This window comes from Psychrobacter sp. S1-30-MNA-CIBAN-0213 (assembly GCF_040309845.1).
GTDB lineage: Bacteria > Pseudomonadota > Gammaproteobacteria > Pseudomonadales > Moraxellaceae > Psychrobacter.
Genome location: NZ_JBEOPE010000182.1, coordinates 1 through 235, shown reverse-complemented (window position 1 = coordinate 235; position 235 = coordinate 1). Strand labels below are relative to the sequence as shown.

Annotated in this window: 1 protein-coding gene; it reads right to left on the bottom strand. The window is 47.2% G+C overall.

Annotated features, from left to right (window positions below):
- On the bottom strand, nucleotides 1–235 hold a 235-nt coding region (locus AAEY87_RS14430; RefSeq protein WP_350657664.1), incomplete at both ends, for a hypothetical protein.

The following is a 235-nucleotide window of genomic DNA, read 5'->3' as shown; positions in this document are numbered from 1 at the left end:
CTGCTACGGTCACTGACATTAAAGTTAGCGCTATCTCGCAGCTGATTGGTCATATTGTTTTGACCACCGATTTGATAGCCATGTACTTCATCAGCACTGGTACGTACGTTTTCATAGCGAGCGCCAAGCTGGGTGCTCCAGTCAGGCGAGATGTCTTTTTCCCATTCGCCATAGATACCGATGCGCTGACGCTGACCATTGTTGATATTTTGAAAGTCGTTTGGCGACATCATAC